Origin of the sequence: Niastella sp., assembly GCF_045805085.1 — a bacterium.
Classification (GTDB): Bacteria; Bacteroidota; Bacteroidia; order Chitinophagales; family Chitinophagaceae; genus Niastella.
The window spans coordinates 1-8651 of the sequence record NZ_JBJMLX010000228.1; the positions used below are offsets into that span (position 1 = coordinate 1).

The following is an 8651-nucleotide window of genomic DNA, read 5'->3' on the forward strand; positions in this document are numbered from 1 at the left end:
ACCATCCTTTTCTTTCTCTCAACGAAGTAATATGCGCTACGTGATGGCGTCCATGCCAGGAGTACATACCCAGCAGGTAATACAACGTCATTTCCTTTTTACTTTCGGGATGAAATACCGTCCGGTTCCAGGCTTCGGCCGGCAGGTTCAGCAGGGCTGAGTGCCAGCGCGTATGCAAGGCATATAATAACGTGATGGAAATATTGATGGGCACGGCTTTTACATCGTTCAGTTCGGCCCATAATGCTTCCTCGTAGGGTTTGATGGTCGGTTTGTTTTCCGTTAACCCCAGTTTGAACCTGATATAGGCATTCATATGGCTATCGGCCACATGGTGCACCACCTGTTTTACATTCCAGCCACCTTCGCGGTAAGGCGTATTCAGTTGTTTTTCATCCAGGTTCTCGATGGCCATTTCAATCATGCCAGGTAAGAATTGAATATCCTGCAGCCATTCGCGTTTTTGTTTATCGGAAAACGGTTGCGGTTCGTATTTACCGATGGGATAACGTAAGTCCATATCAATGTTAATGTGAAAATGAGCAAATTATTTTTCTTCCCTTAAACCATGTCCGGTTAAATGAATGAACACGTCCTCAAGGTTCGCCTTCTTCACTTCTTTGGGTCGTTCAAAACCGGTGTCCACCAGGTCATCGATCAGTTTATCGGGGGTAGCCAGGGCAATGATCTTACCGGCATCTATGATGGCGATACGATCGCACAGCACCTCGGCTTCATCCATATAGTGCGTAGTAATGATAACGGTAGTGCCCTTTGCGCGGATCGATTTTATAAGGTCCCACAGGTTGCGGCGGGCCTGCGGATCGAGGCCGGTGGTGGGTTCATCCAGGAAAATGATCTTTGGGTCATTGATGAGCGTGGTGGCAATGGAAAAGCGTTGTTTCTGGCCACCGCTCATATCCTTGAATTTATTTTTGGCCTTGTCTTCCAGGTTCACCATTTTCAGCAGTGCGCGGGCATCCACTTTCCGGTTGTACAGCCCGGCAAACAGATCGATCAGTTCAAGCAGGTTCAACCCGGGATAAAACCCCGAGGTTTGCAATTGTACGCCAATCACCTGTTTAATGGAATTGGGATCTTTATCGAGGTTGAATCCATTTACCCATACTTCGCCGGACGTTTTTTCGCGCAGCGTTTCTATGATCTCGAGGGTAGTTGATTTACCGGCGCCGTTTGGACCCAGCAAACCGAATATTTCCCCTTCATTCACTTCAAAGCTGATGCCTTTTACGGCCTCGAAACTGCCATAATTTTTGAAAAGGTCCTTTACGGAAATGATCACCTTGCTCATGTACTATTCCTGAATTTGGCCCACAAGATAGCCCGAAAGTTTGATACTGAGGGGCCGGATTTGGAATAACAGGGGAGCCACTTTATGCGTGTTACTTAGTGATTCTTAGGAGCTGAAGTAGGACGTAAGAAGTACGAAGTACGAGGCCTGAGGATCGAAATAAGAACGATGCTGAAAACCCAGGCTTTTCTTACTTCCTACCTCCTACTTCTTAATTCTATTTTGCGAAGAGTTGTGTAAAGTATAACTGATTCTGCATATTACGTGTAACGCCTATTCCGGTGTATTTGAAGTCCCCTTCCATATTCTTGCGGTGTTCGGCACTGTTGATCCAGCCAGTTACCACTGCTTTGGCCGACAGGTTACCATAGGCTATATTCTCGCCTACCTGGGTTGAACCGGGGATCTTGTCAAAAACGTATTTCATGCGGAAAGTAAAGCCCTGGTGTCCAAATGGTACGCGATGGGTGCCCATATCCATACTATGGCGGCGGGCCTGGTACTCCAGGGCGCCATTGTTTGACAGCGGCGGCAGCTTTTTTGTTTTGCGGTAATCGTTCACCAGGGAAAGAATGTCCCTTTCCAACCCCGGCGCCAGGTTAGCTGCTACCACCGGCGTAGTGGGCGTTACCACCACTTTCTTTTCGTTGACAACGCCACCGGGCTTTGTACTGCTGTTTCTGGATACAGTTTTGGGGATAGCTCCTCCGCTATATCCTTCGCTATAGGCTGTGTTGCTGCTTGTTGTTGATCTGGAAGATTTACAACCTGCTATTGTTAAGAAAATACTAATGAAAATTATATTAATACCGATGAGTCTGCACGTATCCCGTTTCATGAAGTGGCTTTGAAGCAGAAATGCATATTCTATACCAGATTTCCCAGGCGAAGGATTAAAACCCAAACCCAAAAGTTAAAAGGCTAAAGCTCAAAGCCGGCCGCTTTTTGCTTTAGCCTTTAATTAATGTATTTACTCACAGCTTACTGCTGCGCTTTTAAACATTCATCCAGCTCATCCATCATGCCGCGGCTGCCGATAAACATGGGGCTGCGCTGGTGCAGTTCGGTAGGTTGTACATCCAGTATCCTTTCCTTTCCGTTGGTAGCGCGGCCACCGGCCACTTCTGCAATAAATGCAAACGGATTGCACTCATACAGCAAACGCAGTTTGCCCTTGGGTTTTTCTATGGTGCCGGGATACATGAAAATACCGCCTTTGATCAAATTGCGGTGCACATCGGCTACCATGCTGCCAATATACCGTTGCGTATACGGACCACCGGTATCCTTGTTCTTTTTCTGACAAATGTCAATGTATTTCTGAACGGCCTTCTCGTACTGGAAGAAATTACCATGGTTAACAGAATAGATCTTTCCAAACTCAGGGCATTTGATATTGGGATGGCTTAAACAAAATTCGCCAATAGAGGGATCGAGCGTAAAACCATTCACCCCGCGGCGGGTAGCATACACCAACATGGTGGAGCTGCCATAAATAATATAACCGGCAGCCACCTGTTTTCTGCCTGGTTGCAGAAAATCTGCTGCGGTGGCAACAGTTCCTATTTCACTTACCCGGCGATATACGCAAAAAATGGTGCCAATAGACACGTTCACATCGATATTACCACTACCATCCAACGGGTCGTACAGGCAAACGTATTTTGAGTTCCTGCTTACCGCATCGTTAAAAGCTACGTAATCGTCCAGTTCTTCACTGGCAATACCGGCGCAGCTGATGCCATGTTGCAACACGCCTGTAAACTGGTTGTTGGCAAAAACATCCAGCTTTTTTACATCCTCGCCCTGTACGTTAATAGTGCCCGCCTCACCCAGAATGTCTACCAGTCCGGCCTTATTTACTTCAACATTTACCCGTTTGGCAGCCAGCCCTATGTCGCGTAAAAGTCCGCTCAGTTCGCCGGTGGCATTGGGAAAGTCTCGTAATTGCTGGATAGTAAACTCGTCAAGGGTTGATACATTTCTGTTAATAGTGGTCATATTGGCTCTGTTGTTTGGTTAACAGTTGTTAGCTGGCGAAGGTATTACTTCTCTCCCTTATTTCCTTAATTTCGCAACCTTATCGAACAGTCACTAATCAAACACACATGAACGTATTTAAATTCGGCGGCGCAAGTGTTAGCAGTACGGAAAGGATCCAGCAGGTGGGACATATATTAAAATCATACCAGGGTGAGGAATTGCTCATTGTTATTTCAGCTATGGGTAAAACCACCAATGCCCTGGAAAAAGTAGCAGAAGCTTTTTATGCCGGTAAAAGAGAGGAGGCATTGCAGTTGTTTAATGCCATTAAGCAAAATCATCTTACCCTTGCCAAATTCCTGCTGGTTACAACCTACAACGACGCACTGGAGCAGCTTATTAATTTTTTTACAGAAGTAGAATGGCTGTTGCACGATAAACCGGTGCAGGAGTTCGATTATTATTACGACCAGGTAGTGTGCATTGGCGAGTTATTGTCGACAGTAATAGTAAGCGCGTACCTGAACGAGATCGGTTTTTCCAATCACTGGATAGATGTGCGGGACGTTATTCGCACCGATGATAATTTCCGCGATGCCAATATCGACTGGCAATTTACCGGGGAAAGAGTGGAAAACCTGGTAGCGCCTCTATTGAAAGAATACAAGGCCATCGTAACCCAGGGTTTTATCGGTTCAACCGATGAAAATGAAAGTACCACCCTGGGCCGGGAAGGCAGTGATTACACCGCGGCTGTGTTTGCGAATTTACTGAACGCCGCCGGACTATTCATCTGGAAAGATGTGGAAGGCGTAATGAGCGCCGACCCCAAGGAGTTCAGCGATGCCCGGTTACTGCATGAGTTGAATTATGATGAAGTGATCGAGATGGCGTATTACGGTGCGCAGGTAATTCACCCCAAAACCATCAAGCCCCTGCAGAATAAAGGCATTCCCCTGTATGTAAAATGCTTTCTCGATAAAGACCTGGCCGGCACTGTTATTCATAATAAAACGCTGAAAGGACTGCCGCCGATCGTTGTGCTGAAACAAAACCAGGTCCTGATACAGCTGCATTCAAAAGATTTTTCGTTTGTGGGCGAGAAACCGGTAGCCGATCTGTATCAGCTGCTGGCCGATACCAAAATAAAACCCAACCTTATGCAAACCGGCGCGGTTACCATTCAGGTTTGTCTGGATAATCATGCGGAAAAAATAGAAAAGCTGGCCCTTGCCGCTTCAGACTTTTTTGAAGTGCAGGTTGAAAAAGGATTGACCCTGCTTACTATCCGGCATTATAACGAAGCTATATTGCAGAAGATGATTGCGGGGCATTCTATAGAGTTGATGCAACAGACTCCGCAAACTGTGCAGGTTATTATGAAGAAGTCATAGTTTATTAGTTTGTTAGTTGTTTAGTTTATTAGTTCAACTAAATAACTAACGAACTAAATAACTAATAAACTATCGCAAGTATTTATCCAAATCCAGCTTTCCATGTATAAGCTTGTCCTTAGCAAGTTGCATGTATAAAATAACTTCCCGCCATCTCATTGACCAGGATTCTACCGATCGCCGGGTAAATAACCGGTGGAGGGGTAACAAGTCGTATTCATAGGCGTTGAAGACCAGGTTCAGCGCCTCCATGTATTTTTTGTGGCTGGAAGTGACCTTATAAAATACGCGTTTACCAATACACATGTGGGAGAAGATCCTGAATTCAATTCCCCGCAAAAAAATAAAGGCGGTCGTGTGTATTTGTATGGGATACGTGGCGTGGTCTAATGGCGTATCGGGCGGCAACTCCACTACCCTGCCCTGGTGAATGTTTATTTGATAAATGTATTTGGTAGTATCGCCCGCCGATAGCACATAGGTGAAATGAACTTTTTTGAAATAACGCCTGATAAAGAACGGCAGCGTACTGGTAAATTGCTCAAAATAATCAACTACAATTTGTTTGTCGATCTCGGTTTTATTTTCCTGCGAATAGAACTTCTCCAGGCTTTCTTTTTGTTGCTGTAAATACTCCGCCAGTAATTTTTGGCGGTTGGTGAACCAGTCTTTATCACTAATGGAAAAACCGGTAGTGGAAGACCAGCTATCGCCCGACACCATCACTCGTACTATGGGTGATGGTATTTTATGTTGTTTAAAATAATCTTCTACCAGCAACGGGTGTTGGATGTACTGGTTGAAGTGAAATGAGTCTTTATGTAAATGACAATGATTGCTGGCAAACGGAATGGCATATTTTGCTTTGGTGGCCCTGGCTGTTTGGGCAAATTCCCTGATGTACCGTTCCAGGTCATCAACGGGGGCGCCGGGCTCATCAACAATTTCGTACGACAGCCGTTCATTGGCCGAGCTGTGACTTCTGAAAACAAAATCGATGGGCTTGTGGTTGCGTACTATTTGTTTCAGGGTAAGCCCCATGTGTTTGCTGTCGTTCAGGTTCAACAGTTTTATCCCATCACATTCAATCAGAAGGGCGCTGTCGAGAAACATCCAGAACTGGTAAGAAGTAATGCTGAAATGCGCATCGATCTGATAGCGCTCGCCATGTTTTAATTCAATTATATTATTGTAGCCCAGGTAAAACAGGTCGTCTTTCATGCGGGTGTAATTGCCTTTGGGAACTATGATGGGAATATCGGATCTGAACTTTTTTAAGGAGTTGCCGTGAAAATGGTCCCAGTGAATATGAGTAAGATAAATGAAATCGGGTTGCAGGGAGTCGATCAGGTCTTTACTAACCGGCGGATAATTCCACCAGGAACGCCAGTAACTGCTGCCAACTAACCAGGGATCGCATATCAGGGATTTGCCCTGTTTATTTTTTACTAATAAACCGGCATGGGATAAGATTTTGAATTCCATTGCTGAGCCGTTTAACTATTTTGAAGTTACAATTATAACAGTGAAATACAAGTGCAGTTTTACGAAATTTGGATATATGAATGCTAAAAAGTATATGAACCGGTGGCAGCCAATTTTGAGCTATCTTGCGTGTTGAAAATTTAATAATATATAGCGATTTCAATATGTCGACAACCCTTGCTTTTTACGAAGAGAAAGTGCAGTATTATATTAATGAATTGACCAAGTTAAGACCTTACGCTACCGGGGTGGCTGTGTTGCGAATGACCTGTTTTGGCGGTTTTGCCTGGGGTGTTTACAAATGGGCCAGCGTTCATAGTACTGCCTGGATAATGACGACCCTGTTGCTGGCTATTGTTTTTGCTACCCTGGTGCGCATTGCCTGGCGGTTGAACGATCGGAAAGCATTATTGGAAAAGTTATTGTTTATTAATAACAATGAGTTGAATGTGCTGCAAAACAAACCCAACCAGTTCGACAATGGCGGGGAGTTTTTGTCTTATGGCAGTATCTCGGGCGACCTGGATGTTTTCGGCCCCGGTTCTTTATTTCTTTTACTCAACCGTACCACTACCTGGCATGGCACCAAACAGCTGGCCGATCTGTTGAATGAACCCCTGCTGAACACCGCTTCCATCGATGATCAGCAACAGGCTGTTCGTGCATTAAGCACTCAAAGAGCGTTGGGACAATTATTAACGGCGCATGGATTATTGAATGGAGAAAAAGAAGGCAACCTGAATGAAATTGGTGACTGGTTACTGCAACCGCAAGTGATCTATGGCAATCGTTTCATCAACGTGCTGCGTTTTCTCACGCCTTTGTACAGCAGCTTTTTTCTTGTTTATTGGCTGGCCACGGGAAACTATGCGTTACTTATTCCTGTTATTTTCATAAACTGGGGCATCATTGGCAGGCATGCAAAACGTATTCAACAGCAACATACCCTGCTGGGAAAAAAAGAAGCCATCCTGAACCAGTATGCCACTATATTATCGCTTTTCGCTAAAGTTGAAACCAGTAATTCGGTGCTGTTGAAAAAAGAAAAAGATAAAGCTGCCGAAGCGCACCATTCGGTAAAAAAGCTGTCCCGTTTATCGGCCATGTTCGATCAGCGGCTGAACCTGTTCATCAACATTTTTCTGAACAGTTTTTTTATGTACGACATCCAGTGTTTGTGGGCGTTGGAAAGCTGGAAACAACAGCATAAGGACAGGTTCAATGAATGGATCCATACTGTGGGCATGATCGAAAGCCTGAACTCGCTATCCACTTTGGCCTATAATAATCCGGCGTACCAGTACGCCACCACTAATACCGATACGCTATCCATCTCCGCTACACAAATGGCCCATCCGCTGATCCCCGCCGAAGGCCGGGTGGCGAATGATTGTTCATTTGGCACTAATGAACAGCTGGTGCTGGTAACGGGTTCTAATATGAGCGGCAAGACCACCTTTTTGCGTACGCTGGGTATTAACCTGATACTGGCCCAGTGCGGCGCGCCGGTTTGCGCCACTACGTTTTCATTTACCCCCATGGTTATTCGTGGTTCCATAAGAGTAAGTGATTCCCTACAGGAGCAAACCTCTTACTTTATGGCAGAGTTAAAACGGTTGCAACAGATCATTCATTTTCTGCAACAACAAACCACACCGGTACTGATATTGATCGATGAAATTTTACGTGGCACCAATTCGGAGGACAAGACCTACGGTTCAGAACAATTCATAAAAAAGCTGATCCGCTACCGTTGTTTAACCTTGTTTGCCACGCACGACCTCACCCTCAGCCGGCTGGAGGCTGAACTGCCCGGACAGGTGAGCAATTATTGTTTTGAAAGCACCATCCGCAACGGGGAATTATTGTTTGATTATACCCTGCAACGCGGCGTCGCGAAAAATAAAAATGCTTCGTTTTTGATGGAGAAGATGGAGATCATTTAATGTGAAAATTAGCAAATGCCTGCCCGTCCGAAGCGACAGCGAAGGCGGGTGAAAATGGATTACAGCATTACTGAATGTTTCGAATGATTGAAAAATTAATTATATTTGAAAAAAGGCGTTTGTATGGATAAGCCAATAAAGAAAGAATTGCATCAGCTTATTGAACAATGTGATAATGAATTAATTCTTGAAGAGGCAAAAGCATTACTGGAAACAGATAAAGCGGTTGAAGATTGGTGGGACGAATTAACCGAAGCTGATAAAAAACTGGTAAAGGAATCGGAGACTCAATATGGAAAGGGCAACTACATTAGCCACCAGGAATTGATGCAACGGTTTGAAGAATGGAGAAAGAAGTAGTTTGGACAGCTGTCGCACAAAAGGATTTTATTCAGCAAATAGAAAACACATAGTGATTCATCGGCTGAAACATACTCGGTTAAAATAAAAATCCCTCCTGGTGTTGCCGGGAGGGATTTTGTTTTACAGAAGCACTTCTTTATTCGTAAAAATAGGTTACGGTATAAGTAT

At 44.8% G+C, this 8651-nt stretch carries 8 protein-coding genes; 3 read left to right on the forward strand and 5 right to left on the reverse strand.

Annotated features, from left to right (window positions below):
* The 4 genes from ACJ751_RS11630 to fbp form a co-directional block, all read right to left on the reverse strand.
* Nucleotides 1-520, reverse strand: a 520-nt coding sequence (locus ACJ751_RS11630; RefSeq protein WP_407745665.1) for a YfiT family bacillithiol transferase, incomplete at its 3' end; no start/stop codon positions are given.
* 27 nt (nucleotides 521-547) lie between these two features.
* Nucleotides 548-1312, reverse strand: a complete 765-nt coding sequence (locus ACJ751_RS11635; protein ID WP_407745666.1) for an ABC transporter ATP-binding protein — start codon at nucleotides 1310-1312, stop codon at nucleotides 548-550.
* A 217-nt stretch (nucleotides 1313-1529) separates the two neighbouring features.
* Nucleotides 1530-2150: a CAP domain-containing protein gene (locus ACJ751_RS11640; RefSeq protein ID WP_407745667.1), complete on the reverse strand. Its 621-nt coding sequence runs from the start codon at nucleotides 2148-2150 to the stop codon at nucleotides 1530-1532.
* A gap of 143 nt (nucleotides 2151-2293) precedes the next feature.
* Nucleotides 2294-3313, reverse strand: a complete 1020-nt coding sequence (fbp, locus tag ACJ751_RS11645; protein WP_407745668.1) for a class 1 fructose-bisphosphatase — start codon at nucleotides 3311-3313, stop codon at nucleotides 2294-2296.
* Between the two features lie 107 nt (nucleotides 3314-3420).
* Between fbp and ACJ751_RS11650 the strand changes: the two genes are divergently transcribed.
* The gene (locus ACJ751_RS11650) at nucleotides 3421-4689 is read left to right on the forward strand and encodes an aspartate kinase (protein WP_407745669.1); all 1269 of its coding nucleotides are present in this window, start codon (nucleotides 3421-3423) and stop codon (nucleotides 4687-4689) included.
* Between the two features lie 69 nt (nucleotides 4690-4758).
* Here the strand turns inward: ACJ751_RS11650 and ACJ751_RS11655 are convergent, their stop codons facing one another.
* Entirely contained in the window at nucleotides 4759-6174 is a 1416-nt protein-coding gene (locus ACJ751_RS11655; RefSeq protein ID WP_407745670.1) for an MBL fold metallo-hydrolase, read from the reverse strand.
* A gap of 164 nt (nucleotides 6175-6338) precedes the next feature.
* On the opposite strand from ACJ751_RS11655, the gene ACJ751_RS11660 reads away from it, so the two are divergent.
* Together ACJ751_RS11660 and ACJ751_RS11665 are read left to right on the forward strand one after the other, a co-directional pair.
* Entirely contained in the window at nucleotides 6339-8120 is a 1782-nt protein-coding gene (locus tag ACJ751_RS11660) for a MutS-related protein (protein WP_407745671.1), read from the forward strand.
* A 123-nt stretch (nucleotides 8121-8243) separates the two neighbouring features.
* Entirely contained in the window at nucleotides 8244-8480 is a 237-nt protein-coding gene (locus ACJ751_RS11665) for a hypothetical protein (RefSeq protein WP_407745672.1), read from the forward strand.
* The last annotated feature ends 171 nt before the right edge of the window (nucleotides 8481-8651 follow it).

Bases quoted from the DNA above. Each gene is read 5' to 3' on its own strand.
- ACJ751_RS11655 (WP_407745670.1), bottom strand. From the start codon at position 6,174: ATGGAATTCAAAATCTTATCCCATGCCGGTTTATTAGTAAAAAATAAA.
- ACJ751_RS11635 (WP_407745666.1), bottom strand. From the start codon at position 1,312: ATGAGCAAGGTGATCATTTCCGTAAAGGACCTTTTCAAAAATTATGGC.
- ACJ751_RS11660 (WP_407745671.1), top strand. From the start codon at position 6,339: ATGTCGACAACCCTTGCTTTTTACGAAGAGAAAGTGCAGTATTATATT.
- ACJ751_RS11650 (WP_407745669.1), top strand. From the start codon at position 3,421: ATGAACGTATTTAAATTCGGCGGCGCAAGTGTTAGCAGTACGGAAAGG.
- ACJ751_RS11665 (WP_407745672.1), top strand. From the start codon at position 8,244: ATGGATAAGCCAATAAAGAAAGAATTGCATCAGCTTATTGAACAATGT.
- fbp (WP_407745668.1), bottom strand. From the start codon at position 3,313: ATGACCACTATTAACAGAAATGTATCAACCCTTGACGAGTTTACTATC.
- ACJ751_RS11640 (WP_407745667.1), bottom strand. From the start codon at position 2,150: ATGAAACGGGATACGTGCAGACTCATCGGTATTAATATAATTTTCATT.